The 21,499-nt window shown below is 62.3% G+C and carries 19 protein-coding genes and 1 pseudogene; 7 read left to right on the forward strand and 13 right to left on the reverse strand.

Annotated elements, in window-relative coordinates; genetic code table 11:
- Positions 1-33 precede the first annotated feature (33 nt).
- Together nagZ and IAE38_RS08335 are read right to left on the reverse strand one after the other, a co-directional pair.
- The gene (nagZ, locus tag IAE38_RS08330; protein ID WP_174435877.1) at positions 34-1,032 is read right to left on the reverse strand and encodes a beta-N-acetylhexosaminidase; all 999 of its coding nucleotides are present in this window, start codon (positions 1,030-1,032) and stop codon (positions 34-36) included.
- 70 nt (positions 1,033-1,102) lie between these two features.
- Positions 1,103-1,816 carry a TetR/AcrR family transcriptional regulator gene (locus IAE38_RS08335; protein ID WP_201162764.1) on the reverse strand — a complete coding sequence of 238 codons (714 nt, stop codon included), beginning with the start codon at positions 1,814-1,816 and terminating at the stop codon, positions 1,103-1,105.
- 252 nt (positions 1,817-2,068) lie between these two features.
- Between IAE38_RS08335 and lexA the strand changes: the two genes are divergently transcribed.
- Together lexA and sulA are read left to right on the forward strand one after the other, a co-directional pair.
- Positions 2,069-2,677, forward strand: coding sequence for a transcriptional repressor LexA (gene lexA / locus IAE38_RS08340; RefSeq protein WP_028632476.1), 609 nt, complete (start codon positions 2,069-2,071; stop codon positions 2,675-2,677).
- Between the two features lie 13 nt (positions 2,678-2,690).
- Positions 2,691-3,167: an SOS-induced cell division inhibitor SulA gene (sulA, locus tag IAE38_RS08345; RefSeq protein ID WP_028632475.1), complete on the forward strand. Its 477-nt coding sequence runs from the start codon at positions 2,691-2,693 to the stop codon at positions 3,165-3,167.
- 48 nt (positions 3,168-3,215) lie between these two features.
- Here the strand turns inward: sulA and IAE38_RS08350 are convergent, their stop codons facing one another.
- The 7 genes from IAE38_RS08350 to IAE38_RS08380 all read right to left on the reverse strand — a co-directional run bounded on the left by IAE38_RS08350 (position 3,216) and on the right by IAE38_RS08380 (position 11,351).
- Entirely contained in the window at positions 3,216-3,449 is a 234-nt protein-coding gene (locus IAE38_RS08350; RefSeq protein ID WP_028632474.1) for a hypothetical protein, read from the reverse strand.
- 50 nt (positions 3,450-3,499) lie between these two features.
- Positions 3,500-4,015, reverse strand: coding sequence for a DUF6586 family protein (locus IAE38_RS08355; RefSeq protein WP_201216991.1), 516 nt, complete (start codon positions 4,013-4,015; stop codon positions 3,500-3,502).
- Positions 4,016-4,107: 92 nt separating this feature from the next.
- On the reverse strand, positions 4,108-6,720 hold the full coding sequence (gene topA, locus IAE38_RS08360; protein WP_201216994.1) for a type I DNA topoisomerase: 2,613 nt from the start codon (positions 6,718-6,720) through the stop codon (positions 4,108-4,110).
- A 100-nt stretch (positions 6,721-6,820) separates the two neighbouring features.
- Complete coding sequence (locus tag IAE38_RS08365; RefSeq protein WP_028632471.1) at positions 6,821-7,072, reverse strand: DUF1653 domain-containing protein; 252 nt, start codon at positions 7,070-7,072, stop codon at positions 6,821-6,823.
- Positions 7,073-7,149: 77 nt separating this feature from the next.
- Complete coding sequence (fadA, locus tag IAE38_RS08370) at positions 7,150-8,325, reverse strand: acetyl-CoA C-acyltransferase FadA (RefSeq protein ID WP_028632470.1); 1,176 nt, start codon at positions 8,323-8,325, stop codon at positions 7,150-7,152.
- Between the two features lie 31 nt (positions 8,326-8,356).
- Positions 8,357-10,504, reverse strand: a complete 2,148-nt coding sequence (fadB, locus tag IAE38_RS08375; RefSeq protein WP_201162760.1) for a fatty acid oxidation complex subunit alpha FadB — start codon at positions 10,502-10,504, stop codon at positions 8,357-8,359.
- A gap of 409 nt (positions 10,505-10,913) precedes the next feature.
- A complete protein-coding gene (locus IAE38_RS08380; RefSeq protein ID WP_201216998.1) occupies positions 10,914-11,351 on the reverse strand; it encodes a hypothetical protein in 438 nt (145 codons plus the stop codon).
- Positions 11,352-11,461: 110 nt separating this feature from the next.
- On the opposite strand from IAE38_RS08380, the gene IAE38_RS08385 reads away from it, so the two are divergent.
- Positions 11,462-11,902 carry a universal stress protein gene (locus tag IAE38_RS08385; RefSeq protein WP_028632467.1) on the forward strand — a complete coding sequence of 147 codons (441 nt, stop codon included), beginning with the start codon at positions 11,462-11,464 and terminating at the stop codon, positions 11,900-11,902.
- Between the two features lie 63 nt (positions 11,903-11,965).
- On the opposite strand, the gene IAE38_RS08390 is transcribed toward IAE38_RS08385, so the two are convergent.
- Positions 11,966-13,894: an ATP-binding cassette domain-containing protein gene (locus IAE38_RS08390; RefSeq protein ID WP_201162758.1), complete on the reverse strand. Its 1,929-nt coding sequence runs from the start codon at positions 13,892-13,894 to the stop codon at positions 11,966-11,968.
- Positions 13,895-14,116: 222 nt separating this feature from the next.
- On the opposite strand from IAE38_RS08390, the gene IAE38_RS08395 reads away from it, so the two are divergent.
- Complete coding sequence (locus IAE38_RS08395; RefSeq protein WP_060482175.1) at positions 14,117-16,042, forward strand: transglycosylase SLT domain-containing protein; 1,926 nt, start codon at positions 14,117-14,119, stop codon at positions 16,040-16,042.
- A gap of 38 nt (positions 16,043-16,080) precedes the next feature.
- On the opposite strand, the gene IAE38_RS08400 is transcribed toward IAE38_RS08395, so the two are convergent.
- Together IAE38_RS08400 and IAE38_RS08405 are read right to left on the reverse strand one after the other, a co-directional pair.
- Positions 16,081-16,881, reverse strand: a complete 801-nt coding sequence (locus IAE38_RS08400) for an MOSC domain-containing protein (protein ID WP_201217001.1) — start codon at positions 16,879-16,881, stop codon at positions 16,081-16,083.
- A 55-nt stretch (positions 16,882-16,936) separates the two neighbouring features.
- Positions 16,937-17,872, reverse strand: coding sequence for a chemotaxis protein CheV (locus tag IAE38_RS08405; RefSeq protein ID WP_060482173.1), 936 nt, complete (start codon positions 17,870-17,872; stop codon positions 16,937-16,939).
- 349 nt (positions 17,873-18,221) lie between these two features.
- Between IAE38_RS08405 and IAE38_RS08410 the strand changes: the two are divergent.
- The 3 genes and pseudogenes from IAE38_RS08410 to IAE38_RS08420 form a co-directional block, all read left to right on the forward strand.
- Positions 18,222-18,632: pseudogene (locus tag IAE38_RS08410) on the forward strand (histidine kinase); the annotation flags it as partial.
- A gap of 354 nt (positions 18,633-18,986) precedes the next feature.
- Positions 18,987-19,883 (forward strand): sensor histidine kinase, encoded by an 897-nt coding sequence (locus IAE38_RS08415; protein WP_201217097.1) that lies wholly within the window; start codon positions 18,987-18,989, stop codon positions 19,881-19,883.
- Positions 19,873-20,532, forward strand: coding sequence for a response regulator (locus tag IAE38_RS08420; protein WP_201162755.1), 660 nt, complete (start codon positions 19,873-19,875; stop codon positions 20,530-20,532). The genes IAE38_RS08415 and IAE38_RS08420 overlap by 11 nt, the downstream gene beginning before the upstream one ends.
- Here IAE38_RS08420 and yegS read toward each other — a convergent pair.
- On the reverse strand, positions 20,516-21,403 hold the full coding sequence (gene yegS, locus IAE38_RS08425) for a lipid kinase YegS (RefSeq protein ID WP_201217004.1): 888 nt from the start codon (positions 21,401-21,403) through the stop codon (positions 20,516-20,518). The genes IAE38_RS08420 and yegS overlap by 17 nt on opposite strands.
- Positions 21,404-21,499 lie beyond the last annotated feature (96 nt).

Consider the following 21,499-nt stretch of genomic DNA (forward strand, 5'->3'; position numbering starts at 1 on the left):
GTACCGGACCGTGCCGACCCCGCAGCCGCGGGGTCAGTCGATCAACTGCGCCTCGCGCAACGCCCCCAACGCCTCGAGCCAGCGCGGTTGCTGGCGGTAGTCCGTGCAGGCAAAGCCCTGGCCGCGCATGCGCGCGATGCGTGGCGAGGGCTTCACCTGCATACGCTGCGCTGCGCTCAACGCCAGCTCCGCTGCAGCCCGGTCATTGCACACCAGGCCCATGTCGCAACCGGCGGTAAGCGCCGCCTCGATACGGCTGGCGGCGTCACCCACCACATGCGCCCCGGCCATGGACAGGTCGTCACTGAAGATCACACCGTCGAAACCCAGCTCGCCGCGCAGGATGTCCTGCAGCCAGCGCCGGGAAAAGCCAGCCGGGCGGTCGTCGACCTGCGGGTAGATGACATGCGCCGGCATCACCGCCGCCAGCTGCCCACTGAGGCGGCTGAAGGGAATCAGGTCAGCCTGGCGCAATTGCGCCAAACTGCGCTCGTCGGTCGGGATGGCCACATGGGAGTCGGCTTCGGCCCAGCCGTGGCCAGGGAAGTGCTTGCCGCAGGCAGCCATGCCCGCCGCATTCATGCCCCGGATGAACGCGGCGGCCAGATCGGTAGCGCGCTGCGGGTCACCCTCGAAGGCTCGGCTGCCCACCACGGCGCTGCGTTGGTGGTCAAGGTCCAGCACGGGGGCGAAGCTCAGGTCCAGCCCAACCGCCAGCACTTCGGTGGCCATCACCCAGCCGCACTGCTCGGCGAGGTACAGGGCATTGCCGTTGTCCGCCAATGCCCGCATGGCCGGCAGCCGTACGAAGCCCTGGCGCAGACGCTGGACGCGGCCGCCTTCCTGATCCACTGCCAGCACCAGGTCAGGGCGGATGGCGCGAATGGAGGCGCACAGCTCACGCACCTGGCGCGGGCTGTCGATGTTGCGGGCAAAGATGATCAACCCCGCCACTTCGGGTTGACGCAGCAGGTGGCGGTCTTCGGCGGTCAGCCATTGGCCGGCGATATCCACCATCAGGGAGCCTTGCAGGCTGACGGTCATGGGTAATCCTTGAATTGAGACTGGGTGGCGCGCGCCGCAGCCTGGTAGCGTGGCGGCATCAAGCCTTGGCGCTGGAAACCACGGGGGCGGCCTTGGTGCGCGGGCGCAACTGGGCACTGGCCATGGCCGGGTCGGTGACACCGGTGTCGGCACGCATGCCGGCCGCCAGGAAAGGTACCATGAGGCGCATCACCTGTTCGATGGAGGTGTTGATGCCGAAATCGGTTTCGGCAATAGCCCGCAGCGCCTTGATACCCGACATGCTGAAGGCAGCAGCGCCGAGCATGAAGTGCACGCGCCAGAACAGCTCCAGCGGCGGGATGCGCGGCGCAGCCTCGTTGACCAGCAGCATGTAGCGGCGGAACACCTTGCCATACATGTCTTCCAGGTAGCGGCGCAGGTGCCCCTGGCTCTGGCTGAAGGCCAGGCCCAGCAGGCGCATGAAGATCGACAGGTCATTGTTGCTGCGCGGCTGCACCACCAGTGCCTGCTCCACCAGCATTTCCAGCAGTTCTTCGAGGGTAGGCTTGTGTTCCGGCTTGGCTTGACGGCGCTCGAGCTCGCGCTCCAGGCTGGCGCAGAACGGCCCCAGGAACCGCGAGAACACGGCCTGGATCAGGGCTTTCTTGGAGCCGAAATGGTAATTTACAGCGGCCAGGTTGACCCCGGCCTTGCTGGTAATCAGCCGCAACGAGGTTTCGGCGAACCCCCTTTCCGCGAACAGCTGCTCGGCAGCATCGAGAATGCGTTCAACGGTTTCCGATTGGGCCATGATTACTCCGCGCGCTCCGCCAGACAAACAGGTGTTTGAAACATACGTTTCAACCCTGCGTCTGTCAAGGCTCCGTGACCGGCCAGTCTCACCTGCTTCCTCCCCGTTCTGGGCTGCCCTGCCCGGCCTTGCCGGTGATGCTTGCTAAGTGCTACTTGCAGCTTGCCACTTGCAGCTTGAGGCTATGTGCTTGCAGCCACCCCAATACTGTATATAATCCCAGTCACTGTACAAAAAGACAGAGCGCTGATCATGTTGAAACTGACGCCACGCCAAGCCGAAATCCTCGCGTTCATCAAGCGTTGCCTTGAGGACAACGGTTTCCCGCCGACCCGCGCCGAGATTGCACAGGAGCTCGGGTTCAAGTCCCCCAACGCCGCAGAAGAACACCTCAAGGCACTCGCCCGTAAAGGCGCCATCGAGATGACCCCTGGGGCATCGCGCGGCATTCGCATCCCGGGCCTGGAAGCCAAGGCCGAAGAAGCCGGCCTGCCGATCATCGGGCGGGTGGCAGCGGGCGCCCCCATTCTTGCCGAGCAGCACATCGAGCAATCGTGCAACATCAGCCCTGCCTTCTTCCACCCCCAGGCCGACTACCTGTTGCGCGTCCACGGCATGAGCATGAAGGACGTCGGCATTCTAGATGGCGACCTGCTGGCCGTGCACACCTGCCGCGAAGCCCGTAACGGGCAGATCGTCGTGGCCCGCATCGGCGACGAGGTGACCGTCAAGCGCTTCAAGCGCGAAGGCAACAAGGTCTGGCTGCTCGCTGAAAACCCAGAATTCGCCCCCATCGAAGTCAACCTGAAAGAACAGGAACTGGTGATCGAGGGCTTGAGCGTCGGCGTCATTCGCCGCTGATCCAGGAGGCGTCATGCAGCAGATCATTCACGCACACGAGCAAGTCCAGTTGCCCCTGTTCGAAGCATTCCTCGCACAGCCTGTATTGCCTGGGCTGAAAGCCAGCGAACTGAGTCGCCAGAGCAGCGCGCCCGACCTGTTCAGCGAGTTGTCGCTGCACGGCGCACCCAGCCATTGCCAGACCTTGTTGGCACCGGTACTGCGCGAACTGAGCGAAGAGGACGAGGCCCGCTGGCTCACCCTGATCGCCCCGCCGTCCAGCCTGACCCAGGCGTGGCTACGGGATGCCGGCCTCAACCGTGAGCGCATCCTGCTGCTGCACCCTCGCGGCAATAAGAGCCCGTTGCAACTGACCTGCGAAGCGCTGCGCCTGGGGCGCAGCCATACCGTGGTCAGCTGGCTGGGCAACGTCAACGCAACTGCACGCCAGCAATTGGTCCGCGCTGCCAGCGCGGGTAATGCACAAAGCCTGAACATCCGCTTTGGCTGATGTTCAGGCCTTGCCTGCGACCACATAGAACATTAAGCGTGACGCACCTCAATGCAGTACGCGCGGCCCTTCTTCCCGCTCAAGCTCGCCATCCATAAGCCGCCCGGCCATTTGCACGCCAACGCTGAGCATGGCCTTGGCCACCTCCACATGCTGACCCTGCAGAAACACCTTGGCATCCTCCGAGAAATCCAAGGTTACCAATGAGCCCTCATCCTCGGCGCGACGCAGTTCGATGCGGCCATCAGGCAACTCGACAATTTCCAGAAAAGACGTAGACATAAACGGCGGTTCTCCACGAAAGGCCAGCATTGTACCAGCGCTGGCTGGACTCAGCACTCACTCAACGCGTCGCGAAAACGCCTGACGAGCGCTTTGAGGTTATGGCGCCAGCTCTCCAGCTCATCCCTCGACAGTGGTTCGGTGGCCGGTTCATCAAGGCTTACGGCCTGGATCAGCGGCTGAGTGACGTCAGTTTTTGGCGCCTTGCGTGCGACGGGCGGCCGGAACAGGTCGGCGTAAGCCCCCAGCATTTGCGCCAGCCAGGTCTCCCGCTGACGGGCAAGCTCCAGCAGTTCTGCAACCTCTGGGATGGCAAGGCCATTGAGCGCATCATCCGCCATGGCCTGCTCCACACTGGCAGCAGCGGGCAGACGGTAGAAAGCACTGACCTCATGACACAGCCCTAGCAATGCGCCATACAGGTGAAACAGCGCGGCTTCACGCTCTGCCTGGGCCAGGCCCTGCGCGTTCATGGCCTGGCTTTGTTCCGCCTTGGCCATGGATTCAAGCGCAAGCCCGGCAAAAAACAGTTTCTGGTTGGTACGGGTGTAGACTTCCTGGGCCATTTCTATGCCCTCCCATCAGGCTGCATGGCGAATTAGCCGGCTCATGAATGACGAGGGCCGCATAGCGGCCCCAATACAATACACGCTGTTGCTCAGCGCTTGTCTTCGACCTTCCAGGCGTTGCCATCGTAGAACGCCTTCCAGCCAGTCGGCTTGCCGTCGACTTCAGACTGCACGTACTGCTCCTTGGTCTTACGGCTGTAGCGGATCACCGCCGGGCGGCCGTCCGGGTCTTTGGCAGGCGCATCGCACAGGAAGTGGTACTTGGGATCGATCTCGTGCTTGTGCGGCACAATCTCCAAGACCAACGGCGCACGGGTTTCCCGGTTTTTCGGGAACTGGCTGGCAGCCAGGAACAAGCCTGAAGCACCGTCACGCAGCACGTAGGTGTCATCCACCTTTTCGCACTTGAGCTCAGGCATGTCCACCTTGTCCATCTTCGGTGGCGCCGCTTCGCCACTCTTCAGCAGCTTGCGGGTGTTCTTGCAGGCCGGGTTGGTGCAGCCGAAGAACTTGCCGAACCGGCCCGTTTTCAGCTGCATCTCGCTGCCGCACTTGTCGCACTCAAGGCTAGGCCCTTCGTACCCCTTGATGCGGTAGTTACCCTCTTCGATCTCGTAACCCGGGCAGTCAGGGTTGTTGCCGCAGATGTGCAACTTGTGCTTCTCGTCCAGCAGGTACGCATCCATCGCCGTGGCGCAGATCGGGCAGCGGTGCTTGCCAAGCAGTACCCGCGATTCCGACTCACCTTCGTCGTCGGCGGCAATCTCATCGCCCGGCACCAGGTTGACAGTCGCCTTGCAGCGCTCTTTGGGCGGCAGGCTGTAACCGGAGCAGCCCAGGAACACACCGGTCGAGGCGGTGCGAATCATCATCGGCCGGCCGCATTCCTTGCAGGCGATGTTGGTCATGGTCGGCTGGTTGGCGCGCATGCCGTCTTCGCTGGACTCGGCAGTCTGCAGCTTCTTGCTGAAGTCGCCGTAGAACTCGTCCAGCACGTTCTTCCAGTCGCGCTCACCCTGGGCCACGTCGTCCAGGTTCTCTTCCATGCCGGCGGTAAAGCCGTAGTCCATGAGGTTGGCGAAGCTCTCCGACAGGCGCTCGGTTACGATGTCGCCCATTTTTTCGGAGTAGAACCGGCGGTTGTGCAACGTCACATAGCCGCGGTCCTGGATGGTGGAAATGATCGCCGCATAGGTTGACGGGCGGCCGATGCCGCGCTTTTCCATTTCCTTGACCAGGCTGGCCTCGGTGAAACGCGCTGGTGGCTTGGTGAAGTGCTGGCTCGGGTCGAGCTGCATCAGCTTCATGGCTTCGCCCTGCACCATCTCTGGCAGCACATCGTCTTCGCCCGGCTTGCTCTGCTGCGGCAGTACCCGGGTATAACCGTCGAACTTCAGAATGCGGCCCTTGGCACGCAATTCGAAGTCACCTGCCGCCACGGTCACGCTGGTGGACAGGTACTGGGCCGGTGGCATCTGGCAGGCCAGGAACTGGCGCCAGATCAGCTCGTACAGGCGCTCGGCATCGCGCTCCATGCCACTTAACTTGGTCGGGTGCGTGTTGACGTCCGAAGGGCGAATGGCCTCGTGGGCCTCCTGCGCGCCTTCCTTGCTGCCATAGACCATGGGCGCTTCAGGCAGGTACTGCTTGCCGAACTCGCGCTCGATGTAGCTGCGCGCCATGTCCAGGGCGTCCACCGACAGGTTGGTGGAGTCGGTACGCATGTACGTGATATAGCCCGCTTCGTACAGACGCTGGGCCATCATCATGGTCTTCTTCACGCCGAAGCCCAGGCGGTTGCTGGCAGCCTGCTGCAATGTCGAGGTGATGAACGGCGCCGACGGCTTGCTGCTGGTCGGGCGGTCTTCACGCTTGACCACGCTGTAGCTGGACGCCTTGAGCTTGTCCAGGGCCGCCATGGCCTGGGCTTCATTCAGCGGCTTGAAGGCTTCACCGTTCTCACGGGCGACCTCGAAGCGCACCTTGGCATTTTTTGCAGTGCCGAGGTCGGCGTGGATTTCCCAGTATTCCTGGGGGATGAACGCACGAATTTCACGTTCACGCTCCACCACCAGCTTCACCGCCACCGACTGCACGCGCCCGGCGGACAAGCCGCGAGCGATCTTGGACCATAGCAATGGCGAGACCATGTAGCCCACCACGCGGTCCAGGAAGCGCCTGGCCTGTTGCGCGTTGACCCGGTCGATATCCAGCTCCCCCGGTTGCGAGAACGCGTCCTGGATGGCTTTTTTGGTGATCTCGTTGAACACCACGCGCTTGTAGCGGGTGTCGTCGCCGCCGATGGCTTCGCGCAGGTGCCAGGCAATGGCTTCCCCTTCGCGGTCCAAGTCGGTTGCGAGGTAGATGGTGTCAGCATCCTTGGCCAGGCGACGCAGCTCGTCGATCACCTTCTCTTTGCCGGGAAGGATCTCGTACTTGGCCTTCCAGCCGTGGTCCGGGTCGACGCCCATGCGTGCAACCAGCTGACGGCGAGCCTTTTCTTTCGGCGATAGGGCCGGTGCCTCACCCGCGGCCGCCTTGCCACGCTTGGCGGCGGGCTCTTTGCTGGCGCTGGCCGAACCGCTGGTGGGGAGGTCTCGGATATGGCCGATACTCGACTTCACCACGTACTGGTTGCCCAGGTACTTGTTGATGGTCTTGGCCTTGGCCGGGGATTCCACAATGACCAGCGATTTGCCCATGGATCGGTGTATTCCTGAATCTGAAGATAAAAAACACGTCAGGTGCCAGACGCGGCACCGCTATATATAGTGGCAAAAGTGCGAGGTCAAGTTCGGCTGATCAGCCGTGCGACTTATCCGACACCCCTGCCAGGCCCTCTTCGGCCTTGACCAAAGCAAAGCGTGGCACCTGTTCGCCGTCAACCTCAACCGACTCACAGAACATTGCAAGGGGGCGCACCCAAAAGCTGTAGTCACCATACAGGCATTGGTAGAACACCATCCACTCCTCGCTTTCGGAATGTCGCGCAACGCTGAAGACACGGTACTCAGGCCCTTTGTAATGCCGGTACACACCTGGCTGTATCTGCATGCCGCCCACCTCTGGGTCAAAACGGTAGAAAAAACAAAACCGGGGCACAAGGCCCCGGTCGCTGTCAGCTTACGCGTTTAGACGCGTTCGAAGACAGTGGTGATCCCTTGGCCCAGGCCGACGCACATGGTCGCCACCCCCAAGGTACCGCCGTTCTGCTTCATGACGTTGAGCAGGGTGCCGGAAATACGTGCCCCCGAGCAACCAAACGGGTGGCCCAAAGCAATGGCGCCGCCGTGCAGGTTAACCTTCTCATCCATCTTGTCGAGCACTTTCAAATCTTTGAGCACTGGCAAGGCCTGCGCAGCGAAGGCTTCGTTGAGCTCGATGAAGTCGATATCGGCCATGGTCAAGCCCGCACGCTTGAGGGCTTTCTGGGTAGAGGGCACTGGCCCGTAACCCATGATTGCCGGGTCTACGCCAGCCACTGCCATGGCACGGATAACCGCCATCGGCTGGATACCCAGGTCCATCGCACGCTGCCCCGACATCACGATCATGCACGAGGCACCGTCGGTGATCTGCGACGACGTACCCGCAGTCACGGTCCCCCCCTTGGGGTTGAACGCAGGCTTGAGCGAGGCCAGGCCTTCAAGCGTGGTTTCCGGGCGAATAGTCTCGTCAAAGTCGAACACCTTGAGGAAGCCATTCTCGTCATACCCTTGCATGGGGATGATTTCGTCCTTGAACTTGCCTTCAACCGTGGCCTTGTGGGCCAGCTGATGCGAACGCACGCCGAACAGGTCTTGCTGCTCTCGGGTGATGCCGTGCATCTTGCCGAGCATCTCGGCGGTGAGGCCCATCATCCCCGAGGCCTTGGCGGCGTGCAACGACAGGTGCGGGTTAGGGTCAACGCCATGCATCATGCTTACATGGCCCATGTGCTCGACGCCGCCGATCACGAAGACATCGCCGTTGCCGGTCATGATGGCCTGGGCAGCGGTGTGCAGCGCGCTCATCGACGAACCGCACAGGCGGCTGACCGTCTGCGCGGCCGAGGTGTGCGGGATGGGTGTCATCAGGGACGCCATGCGGGCAATGTTCCAGCCCTGTTCCAGGGTCTGGTTGACGCACCCCCAGATCACGTCTTCCACCTCTTTGGGGTCGACCTTGTCGTTGCGTTCCAGCAGTTTGGTGATCAGGTGCGCCGACATGTCTTCGGCGCGGGTGTTGCGGTGCATGCCACCCTTGGAGCGGCCCATGGGCGTGCGACCGAAGTCGACAATCACCACGTCTCTTGGATTCAGGCTCATATCAAATCTCTCGCTCTAGCTCGTTGACCGCTCAGTTGAAGAAGCGCTGGCCAGTCTTGGCCATTTCACGCAGCTTGGCGGTCGGGTGGTACAGCGGGCCCAGATCGGCGTAGCGATCGGCCAGGGCAACGAATTCGGCCACACCGATGGCGTCGATGTACCGCAGCGCACCACCCCGGAAGGGCGGGAAGCCAATACCATAAACCAGGCCCATGTCCGCTTCGGCGGCGGTTTCGACAATACCGTCCTCCAGGCAGCGCACGGTTTCCAGGCACAGCGGGATCATCATCCAGTTGACGATGTCCTCGTCGGTAACCTCACGCTGCTCGAATACCACAGGCTTGAGCACGTCGAGCACCGTGGCGTCGGCCACCTTCTTCGGCTTGCCACGCTTGTCGGTTTCGTAGGCATAGAAGCCCTTACCGTTCTTCTGGCCGAGGCGGTTGGCGTCGTAGAGGGCATCCACCGCCGAACGACGGTCGTCCTTCATACGGTCCGGGAAGCCCTCGGCCATCACGTCACGGCCGTGGTGGCCAGTGTCGATGCCAACCACGTCCATCAGGTAGGCCGGGCCCATGGGCCAGCCGAATTTCTCCATGACCTTGTCGATGCGCACGAAGTCGACGCCAGCACTGACCAGCTTGGCGAAACCGCCGAAGTAAGGGAACAGCACGCGGTTGACCAGGAAGCCCGGGCAGTCATTGACCACGATCGGGTTCTTGCCCATTTTCTTGGCGTACGCCACGGTGGTAGCGACCGCAACGTCACTGGACTTCTCGCCACGGATCACTTCCACCAACGGCATCATGTGCACCGGGTTGAAGAAGTGCATGCCAACGAAGTTTTCCGGGCGTTTCAGCGCTTTTGCCAGCAGGTTGATGGAGATGGTCGAAGTGTTCGAGGCCAGGATGGCATCGTCACCCACATGCCCCTCTACCTCGGCCAGCACGGCCTGCTTCACTTTGGGGTTCTCGACCACCGCTTCGACCACGATGTCGACATGGCCGAAGTCACCGTAGGACAAAGTAGGGCGAATGGCATTGAGCGCTTCCGCCATCTTGGCTGGGGTCAGGCGGCCCTTCTCCACGCGGTTGCCCAGCAGTTTGGAGGCCTCGTTCAGGCCCAGCTGGATGGCTTCCTCGCGGATATCCTTCATCAGGATAGGCGTGCCTTTTACCGCCGACTGGTAGGCGATGCCGCCCCCCATGATGCCAGCACCGAGCACGGCGGCCTGCTTGACGTCATGGGCGATTTCATCATGGGCCTTGGCCTTGCGCTTGAGCTCCTGGTCGTTCAGGAACAGGCCGATGAGGCTTTCGGCAACCGAGGTCTTGGCGAGCTTGGCAAAGCCTGCTGCCTCCACTTCCAGCGCCTTGTCACGGCCGAAGTTGGCCGCCTTCTGAATGGTCTTGATGGCCTCGACAGGGGCCGGGTAGTTCGGCCCTGCCTGGCCGGCGACGAAGCCCTTGGCGGTTTCGAACGCCATCATCTGCTCGATGGCATTGAGCTTGAGCTTCTCAAGCTTCGGCTGGCGCTTGGCCTTGAAGTCCAGTTCGCCACCGATCGCGCGCTTGATCAGGTCGAGCGCGCCCGCCATCAGCAGCTCAGGCGCCACCACAGCGTCCACGGCACCCACTTTAAGCGCGTCTTCGGCGCGGTTTTCCTTGCCGGCGGCGATCCACTCGATGGCGTTGTCCGAGCCGATCAGGCGCGGCAGCCGTACGGTACCGCCAAAGCCTGGGTAGATGCCCAGCTTGACTTCCGGCAGGCCGATACGGGCGCTGGTGGACATGACCCGGTAATCGGCGGCCAGGCACATTTCCAGGCCGCCGCCCAGGGCGATACCGTTGATGGCGGCCACGGTGGGTACTTCGAGGTCTTCGAAGGCGTTGAAGATGCGGTTGGCTTCCAGGTTGCCGGCGACCAGTTCGGCCTCGGGCAGCTTGAAGTTGTCGACGAACTCGGTGATGTCGGCGCCGACGATGAACACGTCCTTGCCACTGCTGACGATCACGCCCTTGACCGAGGCGTCGGCCCGGATGGCCTCGACGGCCTGGCTAAGCTCGCTCAGGGTAAGGCGGTTGAACTTGTTGACGGACTCACCCTTGAGGTCGAACTTGAGTTCGACGATGCCACTTTCAAGAGCCTTAACCGTGATGGCTTTACCTTCGTAAATCATCAACTGATCTCCACGATATGGAAGCTGAACTGTACACGCCGATCACTGCAGCAAAAGCAGGCTCGCCTGCCCTGCCCCAGGCACACCCGTCAGCGCGCTAGTCGGGGGGATGAATTGGCGCAGTGCCATACAAACGCTCAATTCATACGCCCGTTTGATTTGGGTGTGCACACATTCTCCGAAAAGGTCAGCGTTGTCAAATGCTGCCGAACGGGTCGAAAACGCGACTTTCCGGTCATTTTGTACCGGCCTGATACGAACGATGATGACAATGATCGAGGTGCATTCACGTCAGCGATTGACCACACTCAGGCCCGAGGGCTGCATGTGAGTCTGGGTACTACAAACCGGAAGAGGCAGATGCCGGCCCGGGTGGGACCGTGGCATCAGTGCAATGAGGGGGTGAGGATCAGGCGAGGGTTTCGAGCACGTGAGCAACATCTTGCAATACAGCGGTATCACCGCGTTCGGTCCAGTACAGGGCGATCATTTGCGCGTTTGCCTCGACCTTGTACACGCTGGCAGGCAGCCGTGCCAGCGCGTCCAGAAAACGTGAGTCCTCACACGGTTCGCGCCACTGGTTCCACCACAGGCCCGGGCTGACCTGCCAGAAGCTGAAGCTGTCCTGGTGACCACGCCGACGGGCCCGATGGTATTGCGGACAAGGGCTTGGCGGTTGCCGCTCAAGCCAATGCGGCCACTGCTGCGGCGCCAGTTGCATGGCCAGGCCCATGCGGCGGGCCTCCAGGCGCAGGCGCATCTGCTCGCTCTGCTGGCGCGAAGAGCGCAGCCAGGAAAGCGGGCTGAGAATCAGCGCAAGGATTGACACCACCAGCAATACCGTCATATCAGTAGTTCCCATAAAACGTTGCAAATGAGCGGGTTAGCCATTTTTCACGGAAGACCCGCCCGAAAGCGACCATACTTCATCTAATACGATTGTCTGGAGTACAGCTCATGATCTATGAACATCTTCTGGTCGCCGTCGACCTGACTGAAGAATGCGACCCGGTGATCAAGCGCGCCATGGCCCTGGCCGCCCCGTCCAACGCCAAGGTATCCCTGGTGCACATCGTCGAGCCTATGGCGATGGCCTTTGGGGGTGACGTACCCATGGACCTGTCGCAGCTGCAACAACAGCAGTTCGACCAGGCCAAGGAGCGCATGGACCGCCTGTTCGCCAAGTACCCGGACATCAACCGCGGCGACTCGCACCTGACCTACGGCCAGCCCCGGCAAGAAATCCACCAACTGGCCAAAGAGCAGCAGTGCGACCTGATCGTGGTTGGCAGCCATGGCCGCCATGGCCTGGCGCTGTTGCTGGGTTCCACTGCCAATGACGTGCTGCATGGCGCGCCGTGCGACGTACTGGCGGTGCGTTTGCTGAAAAAAGACTGACGGGCTGTACGCAGGCCCTGACGCCGGCAAGCTGGCGCGCAGGGCCCTACAGCTTGATGCTGGTCAGCCTTCGAGCTCAGCCCAGCGCTCCACCAGCACATCCAGCTCAGCTTGTAGCTTCTCGATACGGGCGAGCACGGCAGACGTTTCTGCGATGGGCCGTTGATAGAAGCCTGCCGCACTCACTTCTTCCTGGGCCTCGGCCATGCGCTGCTCCAGCGCATCGATCTGCCCTGGCAGCATTTCCAGCTCTCGCTGCAGCTTGTAGCTGAGCTTCTTCTTTGACGTGTCCTCGGCCACTGGGGCGGCGACAGGTGCGGGCTTGGCCTCCACCTTTTCCACTACCGCACTGTTGAGCGCCGACTTGCCGCCTTTGCTCTCCGTCACGCCCAGCAGCTTGGGGGAACCGCCTTGGCGGATCCAGTCCTCGTAGCCACCCACGTACTCGCGCACCTTGCCGTCACCCTCGAATACCAGGGTGCTGGTGACCACGTTGTCGAGGAATGCCCGGTCGTGGCTGACCATCAGCACGGTGCCCTTGTAGTTGGACAGCACCTCTTCAAGCAGCTCGAGGGTTTCAACGTCCAGGTCGTTGGTCGGCTCGTCCAGCACCAGCAGGTTGGCCGGTTTGCTGAACAGCTTGGCCAGCAACAAACGCGCGCGCTCGCCACCGGACAACGCTTTAACCGGGGTGCGAGCCCGCTGAGGGCTGAACAGGAAGTCGCCCAGGTAGCTCAGCACGTGGCGGTTCTGGCCGTCGATTTCGATGAAATCACGGCCTTCTGCCAAGTTGTCGATAACGGTCTTTTCAAGTTCCAGCTGGTGACGCATCTGGTCAAAGTAGGCCACTTCCAGCTTGGTGCCCCGCTCAACCTTGCCCGAGGTGGGTTCAAGGTCACCGAGCATCAGCTTGAGCAAGGTGGTTTTGCCGGTACCGTTGGCACCCAGCAGGCCGATGCGGTCTTCGCGCTGCAGCACCATGGAGAAGTCACTGACCAGCAGCGGCCCGTCGGGGTGGGCGAAGCTGACATGCTCCAGCACCATCACCTGCTTGCCCGACTTCTCAGCCGATTCGATCTGGATATTGGCCTTGCCCTGGCGCTCGCGGCGCTCGCCCCGCTCCATACGCAGCGCCTTCAACGCCCGTACACGCCCTTCGTTACGGGTGCGGCGGGCCTTGATGCCCTGGCGGATCCATACCTCTTCCTGGGCCAGGCGCTTGTCGAACAGTGCGTTGGCGGTTTCCTCGGCGGCCAGGGCTGCTTCCTTGTGCACCAGGAAGCTGGCGTAATCGCCGTTCCAGTCGATCAGGCCACCCCGGTCAAGCTCGAGAATACGGGTTGCCAGGTTCTGCAGGAACGAGCGGTCGTGGGTGATGAACAGCACCGCACCGCTGAAGCCGCGCAGCGCCTCTTCAAGCCAGGCGATGGCGCCGATGTCCAGGTGGTTGGTAGGCTCGTCGAGCAGCAGCAGGTCGGGCTCCGACACCAGCGCCTGGGCCAGCAGCACACGACGGCGCCAGCCGCCGGACAACTCGGCCAGGGTCTTGTCTGCCGGCAACTGCAGGCGGCTGAGGGTACTCTCCACCACCTGCTGCAGGCGCCACCCGTCCCGGACTTCGAGCTCGTGCTGGACGTGCATGAGCTTCTCAAGGTCTTCGTCACCCTGGATGTTCATGCTCAGGTGGTGGAACTGCGCCAGCAGCTCGCCAACGCCGTCAAGCCCGGCGGCGACCACGTCAAACACGGTGCGCTCGTCGGCCACCGGCAGTTCCTGGGGCAGCTCGCCGATCTTCAGGCCCGGTGCGCGCCAGATCTCGCCGTCGTCGCCTTTCTGCTCGCCCTTGACCAGGCGCAGCATGCTGGACTTGCCAGTGCCATTGCGGCCGATGATGCACACCCGCTCGCCACGAGCGATCTGCCAGGACACCTTGTCCAGCAGCGGCATGGCGCCGAATGCGAGGGACACATCGCTGAATTTGAGCAGGGTCATGTTCGTCTCCATAAATCGGGCGCGCATTCTACCTGACTTGGCGGTTGGCCGACATCCGAATGCCCCTGCGCCAGCCCCCAGACGACACCTGGTCGAACTTAATATCCCGATACAAGCACAGTGCTTTCACCCACCGCCGGCAAACGGCTAAGCTAGGGCCATAGCTTCCGACAGTGCTGGCTCCGCCTTCACTTCCCCATGGTTCAACTGCCCGGACGTATCATGCGCAGCCGCCTGTTACAAATTGCTTCCTGCCTGTTGCTCACTGCTGCCACCTGCACGGCCCAGGCCACCGACATTACCGTGCAACGCCAGTACTTCGATGAGGCCAAGCGCGCCCTGGCCAAGGGCGACAAAGGCCCGTACCTGCGTTATGCCGATGCCTTGAGCGATTACCCGCTCACGCCTTACCTCGCCTATGACGAACTCACCGCGCGCCTGAAAACCGCCAGCAACGAGGAAATCGAGCAGTTCCTGGCCAAACACGGCGACCTGCCCCAGGCCAACTGGATGAAACTGCGCTGGTTACGCTGGCTGGCCGAGCGCGGCGAATGGCAACCCTTTGTCAAATACTACGACCCCAAGCTCAACTTCACCGAACTGGATTGCCTGAACGGCCAGTACCAGCTCAGCCATGGCCTGCGCGCCGAGGGCTTTGCCACCGCCGACAAACTGTGGAGCGTCGGCAAATCGCAGCCCGCGGCCTGCGATACCTTGTTCGCCATGTGGGCAGCAGAGGGCCAGCTCACCGAAGCCAAGCGCTGGGAGCGCACCAAGCTGGCCGCACAGGTGCGCAATTACGCACTGGCCAACAACCTGGTCAAGACCCTCACCACCCTGGGCCCACAAGGGCGGTTGCTGGTGGATGTGGCGCAAAAACCCGAACTGCTCAACCAGCCGTCACGCTTTGCCCCGGCCGACGACGCCATGTCCGACGTGGTCAGCCTTGGCCTGCGCCGGCTCGCCCGGCAAGACCCCGAGCGGGCCATGGCATTGCTCGACGACTATGCCCAGCGCATGCACTTCTCCCGCGACGAAAAGGTCGCCATCGCCCGGGAAATCGGCTTGACCCTGGCCCGCCGCTACGACCCCCGCGCGCTGGACCTGATGACCCGCTACGACCCGGAACTGCGTGACGACACGGTCAGCGAATGGCGCTTGCGCCTGCTGCTGCGCCTTGGCCGCTGGGAGGATGCCTACCAGCTGACCAAGCGCCTGCCCAAGGACCTGGCCCAGAGCAGCCGCTGGAAGTACTGGCAGGCACGCAGCCTGGAGCTTGCGCAACCCAACAACCCGCAGGTTCCACTGCTGTACAAGAACGTGTCCCGTGAGCGCGACTTCTACGGGTTCCTCGCCGCAGACCGCGCTCAAACGCCGTATCAACTGAACAACAAGCCGCTGGCCCTCAGCCCGCAGCTGGTCAACAAGGTTCGCAACACCCCTGGGATCCGCCGAGCGCTGGAGTTCCATGCCCGGGGGCAGATCGTCGAAGGCCGGCGCGAGTGGTACCACGTCAGCCGGCACTTCAACCGTGACGAAATGGTCGCGCAGGCGCGCCTTGGCTACGACTTGCGCTGGTACTTCCCGGCCATTCGCACCATCAGCCAGGCCAAGTACTGGGATGACCTGGACATTCGCTTCCCCATGGCCCACCGCGACACCCTGGTGCGCGAGGCCAAGGTGCGCGGCCTGCATTCCAGCTGGGTATTCGCTATTACCCGGCAGGAAAGCGCCTTCATGGAAGACGCGCGCTCCCCCGTGGGTGCCAGCGGGCTGATGCAGCTGATGCCCGCCACGGCGAAGGAAACCGCACGCAAGTTCAGCATCCCCCTGGCCTCCCCCGCCCAGGTGCTCAACCCGGACAAGAACATTCAGCTGGGCGCCGCCTACCTCAGCCAGGTGCACAGCCAGTTCAACGGCAACCGGGTGCTGGCCTCTGCCGCCTACAACGCAGGGCCGGGGCGCGTGCGGCAGTGGTTGAAGGGTGCCAAGCACCTGAGCTTCGATGTGTGGGTAGAGTCCATCCCGTTCGATGAAACCCGTCAGTACGTGCAGAACGTGCTGTCGTACTCCGTCATCTACGGGCAGAAACTGAACGCGCCGCAGCCATTGGTTGACTGGCACGAGCGCTATTTCGACGACATGTAAGCGCCCGCCTGTGTAGCCGCGGCCCAACCGGGCCGCTGCTACAACACTTCCACTGGCATTCCCACTTCCAGGTAGCCGCAGCCGTCGGCCGCCAGGTTCTGACCGAACAACACATCGCCTTCTTTCTGGCGGAAGGTTTTCAGGGTAGTCATCGGCTCGCGGTCAGGGCTGCGCTCACCGGTGGCCGGGTCGATGGTGGTGAAGATACAGCGCACACTCGGCTTGAGTACGCGGAACTCCAGGCTACCGATGCGAATACGCTCCCAGCCATCTTCGGCAAAGGCTTCGGCGCCCTGCACCACCAGGTTCGGCCGAAACCGCAGCATCTCCATCGGGCGGCCAACCCGCTGGTTGAGGGCATCCAGGGAGGCTTGGCCAATCAGCAGAAGCGCAAAACCATCGGCAAAGGCCGCGCGGTCGGCGTTGGTGCCGTATCCATTGGGCAGGTAACGGGCTCTCTGCTCTGGGCAATGCACCAGCCGTACCTTCACGCCCAGCCACTGGCTGAGCCAGGCAGCCGCAGCGTCGCCGGCGTCCGGCACGCGGAACGTGTCACGCCACAGGGTAACCCCGCGTAAATCCACATCGGCCTCAGGTACCGGCACCTGCAACAGCGCCTGGCCGGGGGCGCGCAGCAACAGCGTGCCGTTGCCCTCGTCAATGGCCTGTAACTGCCCCAATTGTGGCCAGGCGCGCTGGGTTAGGAAGCGCCCGTTTTCTTCCTCCACCACCATCCAGCGGCGGTCACCTTGCAAACCCAGCAGCCCCACGTGCGATGACAGCAGGCGCTGCGCCTGCCCGGACTTCACGGGGTACCGGTACAACTCACTGAGAAACATCCCTGCCGCCTCACGTCGCGTCAAACGTCAAGCTTATACCGCACTGGCCCAAGGTTCACGCTGGCGTGGTGTCCAGCAACAGACGCTGCTTGACCACATCCACCAGGCGATCCGGCTGGAACTTGGACAGGAAATTGTCGCAACCCACCTTCTTCACCATCGACTCGTTGAAGCTGCCCGACAGGGACGTGTGCAGCACCACGTAGAGCTTGCGCAGCCGTGCGTCATCGCGGATCTCGGTGGTCAGGCGGTAGCCGTCCATTTCCGGCATCTCGGCGTCGGTAAACACCATCAGCAACTTCTCGTACACATCCTCACCGGCATCTGCCCAGCCCTTGAGCATGCGCAGTGCCTTGAGGCCATCGCTCGCCACGTGCAACTTCATACCCAGCTGGGACAAGGTGTCGCGCAGCTGCGCAAGGGCAACACTGGAGTCATCCACCAGCAACACCTCGCGGCCTCGGGCCCTGGCGAGCACGGGGTCGGCCAGTTTGTCACCCGAAACCCGTGCGTTGTAAGGCACAATCTCAGCCAATACCTTCTCGACATCGATCACCTCGACCAGTTTGTCGTCGACCTTGGTGATGGCGGTCAGGTAATGCTGGCGCCCGGCACTGGTGGGCGGCGGCATGATCGACTCCCAGTTGAGGTTGACGATGCGGTCGACGCCCCCTACCAGAAACGCCTGCACCGAGCGGTTGTATTCGGTGACGATGATGGTGCTGTCCGGCCCAGGCTGCAGGGGGCGCATGCCAATCGCCTGGGACAGGTCGATCACCGGCAAGGTTTGCCCGCGCAGGTTTACCACACCGCACACGAAGGCGTGGCGCTGAGGCATCAGGGTGAGCTTGGGCAGTTGCAGCACCTCCTGCACCTTGAAAACGTTGATCGCGAAAAGCTGGCGCCCGGCCAGCCGAAACATCAGAATTTCCAGGCGGTTCTCACCTACCAGTTGCGTACGTTGGTCTACCGTGTCGAGAATGCCAGCCATTGGAGAGCCCCCAGGCGTATTGCGAAAAAAATTGGGATATTGAAGCTGTATCGGCGGCGTCACCTGCATCTTGACCCCTGCAACGTGCTGCCCTTACCGGCGATTGATATCACTTTACCACCATGCTTAACTGCGGCCCCCCGCAGATATCACCGGCGGCATGAAAGTTCCTTCCCTGAGCCCGCCATCAGGGAAACCCCTAGTGGCAATCGGGCGCAACCTGATGTTCGCAATATCCTTTAGCCATTAATGTGACGCCATTCTCACTGCATGAATGGAGTCAGGCTTTGCTAGCTACCGTAACGGCGTGCCCGTCCCCTGCGCCTGTCCCGCGCGTGGAGACCTCGTGATGGACAGTGCCTTACCGTTCAATGACGCCCTCCAATGCTTTCTGGTGGACGCCCAGGTGCTGCTGACACGGGCACAGGAATGCCTGCATCACCTGGAACTGATTGAAAACGACCCCGATGCCTGCCACTGCCTGGATGACACCCTCGACGGGCTCGCCCGGCACGCCAATCACCTGGGGCTGCGTGAAGTGGCCTACTACACCGCCTCCCTGCACGAGGTACTTGCACCGGCCTGCCAACGTGCCTGCCTGCAGCCCGAGGCGCTGCCAGCAGCAACGGCCTGCCTGACACTGCTGGCCTGGCAGCTTGAACTGGTCGACCTGCACACGGGGCGGCTGAACCTGGACATCGGCGAACAACTGGTGCTGTTGGGCGAGCTGGCAAAGGTGGTGCAACCCGGCTGCCCAGCGACTTCACACTAAGCAGTACAAAGTTCAACTTGGCCGCTAGTAAGAGACGCTCGCCGGGGATGAACTTGTAAAGTTGAATTCCGTGTTTCGGAAAGTTGCAAGGAAAGTGCGTAGAACATGGTCGATGGATGGCATTTTGCTACTCGTCATGCCCAACGCAAACAGCCTCTACCGTCAACGGCCAGCGGCGACCACCTGAATACGAAGTGGTAGTATGCGCCCCCAAAACGCTTGCAACTTGAAGAAAGGTTGAAAGATCACGTGGTTGAAAAAACATCGAAAGTACTGCGCCAAAGCCTCTGAGCTGCACTGTGCAAGGCCTCCATCAGCAATACTTCAGTGGCTTCCCTACCTATGTTCCCACGCTTGATGACTTCTTTGCGTTGCCACTCCCCGTCCGCCTTGCTGTGCTGGGCAACGGCAGTGCTGTGCCTGGCCTCGTGCGGCGCTCACCTGGCGCTTTACCTGCTTCACCAGCCCATCCCCTCAAGCCTGATGGTGCTGCAGCTGGCCACGGCGCTGTGCGCCGCGCTGCAACTGGGCGTCGGTGCCAGGTGCATCAGTTTGCGGCCTGCAGAGCTGGCAGAGCGAATGCTGAAAGTGCAGGAAACTGAACGTCAGCACCTGGGCCGGGAGCTGCATGACGACATCGGCCAGCTGTTGACTGCAGCCAAGTTGCAACTGCAATGGCTGCAGCGGCGCTTGCCCTCCGAGTTGCAAAGCCATTGTGACGCCCTGCGCAGTACACTGGACGACGCCTTGGGCAACGTGCGCGATGTTTCTGCACTTCTGAACCCTCGGCAACTGGCCAGCCTGGGCCTTGAGGCCAGCCTGCGCGCGCACTTGGTGCGCACGTTGCGCAGCAGTGGCGTGCACTGGAGCCTGGCCTGCAAACAGCGCCTGGGGGGCATCGACGAGGTGGTCGCCATGGCGGTGTTCCGGATCACCCAGGAGGCCGTCACCAATATGCTGCGACACGCACAGGCCCGTAACCTGGTCGTCCGCCTGCAACGCACTGCGGCGGGGCTGGCGCTGTCGATTCACGACGACGGCTGCGGGTTCACCCCTGCAAAGCACCCTGCCCTGGCAGGCCAACGCGGCCTGGCCGGCATGCTGGAGCGGGTCACGGCGTTGCAGGGCAGCCTGGACATCATCAGCGAGCCAGGCCGGGGGGTACGCATAGAGGCGGTATTCCCATGGCCTGCGCGCACCCGGCAACGGGCAGGAAGAGCGGCTGCCCATGACCTGTAGACTGCTGCTGGTAGACGATCACTCGCTGATCCGCGCCGGGGTCAGAGCCTTGGTGGGCGATATACCCGGCTACGAAGTGATTGGCGAGGCCGATGACGGTAGCCAGCTGCTGGATCAGGTACGCACCCTGAACCCGGACATCATCCTGCTGGACATTTCGATGCGCTCGACCAGCGGCCTGGATGCACTCACCCAGCTACGCGCCAGCGGCAGCGCCTGCCGGGTGCTGATCCTGTCCATGCACACAGACCCGGACCTGATCATGCGCGCACTTGAAAGCGGTGCTCATGGTTACCTGCTCAAGGACACCAGCGCCACCGAACTGGAACAGGCGCTGGGGGCGGTGCGCAGTGGTGAGCGCTACCTCAGCCCAGCCATTGCACATACCGTGATCAACCAGGCGCTGCGGCACAGCAGGCACGGCAAGCATGCGGCGTGCGATCGCCACAACCTCACCGCCCGGCAGTTGGAAATTCTGCGCCTGATCGTGCGTGGCAAATCGACCCGCGAAATAGCAGCCGGCCTTGGTCTTTCGATCAAGACCGTGGAAACCCACCGTTCCCAAGTGATGAAACGCCTGCAGATTCATGACGTGGCCGGCCTGGTGCTGTTTGCCGTGCGCGAGAAAATTATCAGCCTGGATGACTGAGCAGCGGCGAGGCACTGGGCAGGTGCAGGCGCAAGGCCGCGGGCTTGGCTTCAAAGCGCAGGCTGTCTGCCTTCAGGGGCTCACCGTCCAGGTTGATGTCCAGCCCCTGCGAACTCTTCACCTCTACCCACGGCAGCCTCGCCCTGATGAACAACCCTTCGCCCCCGAAAAGATCACGCAGGGCGCCTACCACCTCGGTGGGTGCTGGTAGGATGGCGATATCCAGCAGGCCGTCATTGACCACCGCTTCGGGGCATAGCACCTGCCCCCCGCCGGCCTGACGGCCATTGCCGATACCGAGGGCCAGCAAATCCCCTTGCCAGTGGAAATCCGGCCCCTGCAGTTCGACGGACGCGGCCTGCAGCTCACTGAACCGCGATAACCCGGTAAACAGATAGGCTGCAGCGCCGAGCACCTTTTTCAGGTCCTCAGAGGTGCTGGCCGTGACCTGGCTGCCGAAGCCACCGGTCGCCATGTTCAGAAACAGCTGCTCGCCCACCTGGCCCAGGTCAATCGCCTGGGCAGGCTGGTTGAGCAGGGCCAGTGCAGCAGCAGGTTCCAGGGGGATACCGGCAGCCTTGGCAAAATCATTCGCGGTACCCAGCGGCAACAGCGCGAGGCTCGCCTGCGTGCCCGCCAGCCCCATGGCTTCAGCCACGTCGCGCAAGGTGCCATCGCCACCGCCTGCAACGATGTGCGGGTAACCTGCAGCCAGCGCTTCGCCGACCAGGCGCTGGGCATCGCCACCCTCCCAGGTCACCCTGACATCCAATTGCCAGCCCGTGTCCCGCAGGGCATGCACGGCACTGCGCAGCTCTTCGTTCATCGCCTGCTTGCCGTGCAGGATCAGCATCGCCTTGCGCCCTTGCATGAAGGTGTCTCCGTGAAATTGACCAACCCTGATCTCGACCATTCGCAGCGCATATTCGTTGCATGCACCCCCGAAAATAGCGGGTGCAGGCACCGA

The organism is Pseudomonas sp. S32 (assembly GCF_016648095.1).
In the GTDB taxonomy this organism is placed as follows: Bacteria; Pseudomonadota; Gammaproteobacteria; order Pseudomonadales; family Pseudomonadaceae; genus Aquipseudomonas; species Aquipseudomonas parafulva.

Excerpts from the sequence above, each read along its gene's own strand:
- IAE38_RS08415 (WP_201217097.1), top strand. The coding sequence starts at position 18,987 with ATGTTCCCACGCTTGATGACTTCTTTGCGTTGCCACTCCCCGTCCGCC.
- IAE38_RS08395 (WP_060482175.1), top strand. The coding sequence starts at position 14,117 with ATGCGCAGCCGCCTGTTACAAATTGCTTCCTGCCTGTTGCTCACTGCT.
- IAE38_RS08355 (WP_201216991.1), bottom strand. The coding sequence starts at position 4,015 with ATGGCCCAGGAAGTCTACACCCGTACCAACCAGAAACTGTTTTTTGCC.
- fadA (WP_028632470.1), bottom strand. The coding sequence starts at position 8,325 with ATGAGCCTGAATCCAAGAGACGTGGTGATTGTCGACTTCGGTCGCACG.
- IAE38_RS08380 (WP_201216998.1), bottom strand. The coding sequence starts at position 11,351 with ATGACGGTATTGCTGGTGGTGTCAATCCTTGCGCTGATTCTCAGCCCG.
- IAE38_RS08390 (WP_201162758.1), bottom strand. The coding sequence starts at position 13,894 with ATGACCCTGCTCAAATTCAGCGATGTGTCCCTCGCATTCGGCGCCATG.
- topA (WP_201216994.1), bottom strand. The coding sequence starts at position 6,720 with ATGGGCAAATCGCTGGTCATTGTGGAATCCCCGGCCAAGGCCAAGACC.
- fadB (WP_201162760.1), bottom strand. The coding sequence starts at position 10,504 with ATGATTTACGAAGGTAAAGCCATCACGGTTAAGGCTCTTGAAAGTGGC.
- yegS (WP_201217004.1), bottom strand. The coding sequence starts at position 21,403 with ATGCAAGGGCGCAAGGCGATGCTGATCCTGCACGGCAAGCAGGCGATG.
- IAE38_RS08420 (WP_201162755.1), top strand. The coding sequence starts at position 19,873 with ATGACCTGTAGACTGCTGCTGGTAGACGATCACTCGCTGATCCGCGCC.
- IAE38_RS08335 (WP_201162764.1), bottom strand. The coding sequence starts at position 1,816 with ATGGCCCAATCGGAAACCGTTGAACGCATTCTCGATGCTGCCGAGCAG.
- IAE38_RS08350 (WP_028632474.1), bottom strand. The coding sequence starts at position 3,449 with ATGTCTACGTCTTTTCTGGAAATTGTCGAGTTGCCTGATGGCCGCATC.
- IAE38_RS08385 (WP_028632467.1), top strand. The coding sequence starts at position 11,462 with ATGATCTATGAACATCTTCTGGTCGCCGTCGACCTGACTGAAGAATGC.
- IAE38_RS08405 (WP_060482173.1), bottom strand. The coding sequence starts at position 17,872 with ATGGCTGGCATTCTCGACACGGTAGACCAACGTACGCAACTGGTAGGT.
- sulA (WP_028632475.1), top strand. The coding sequence starts at position 2,691 with ATGCAGCAGATCATTCACGCACACGAGCAAGTCCAGTTGCCCCTGTTC.
- lexA (WP_028632476.1), top strand. The coding sequence starts at position 2,069 with ATGTTGAAACTGACGCCACGCCAAGCCGAAATCCTCGCGTTCATCAAG.
- IAE38_RS08400 (WP_201217001.1), bottom strand. The coding sequence starts at position 16,881 with ATGTTTCTCAGTGAGTTGTACCGGTACCCCGTGAAGTCCGGGCAGGCG.
- IAE38_RS08365 (WP_028632471.1), bottom strand. The coding sequence starts at position 7,072 with ATGCAGATACAGCCAGGTGTGTACCGGCATTACAAAGGGCCTGAGTAC.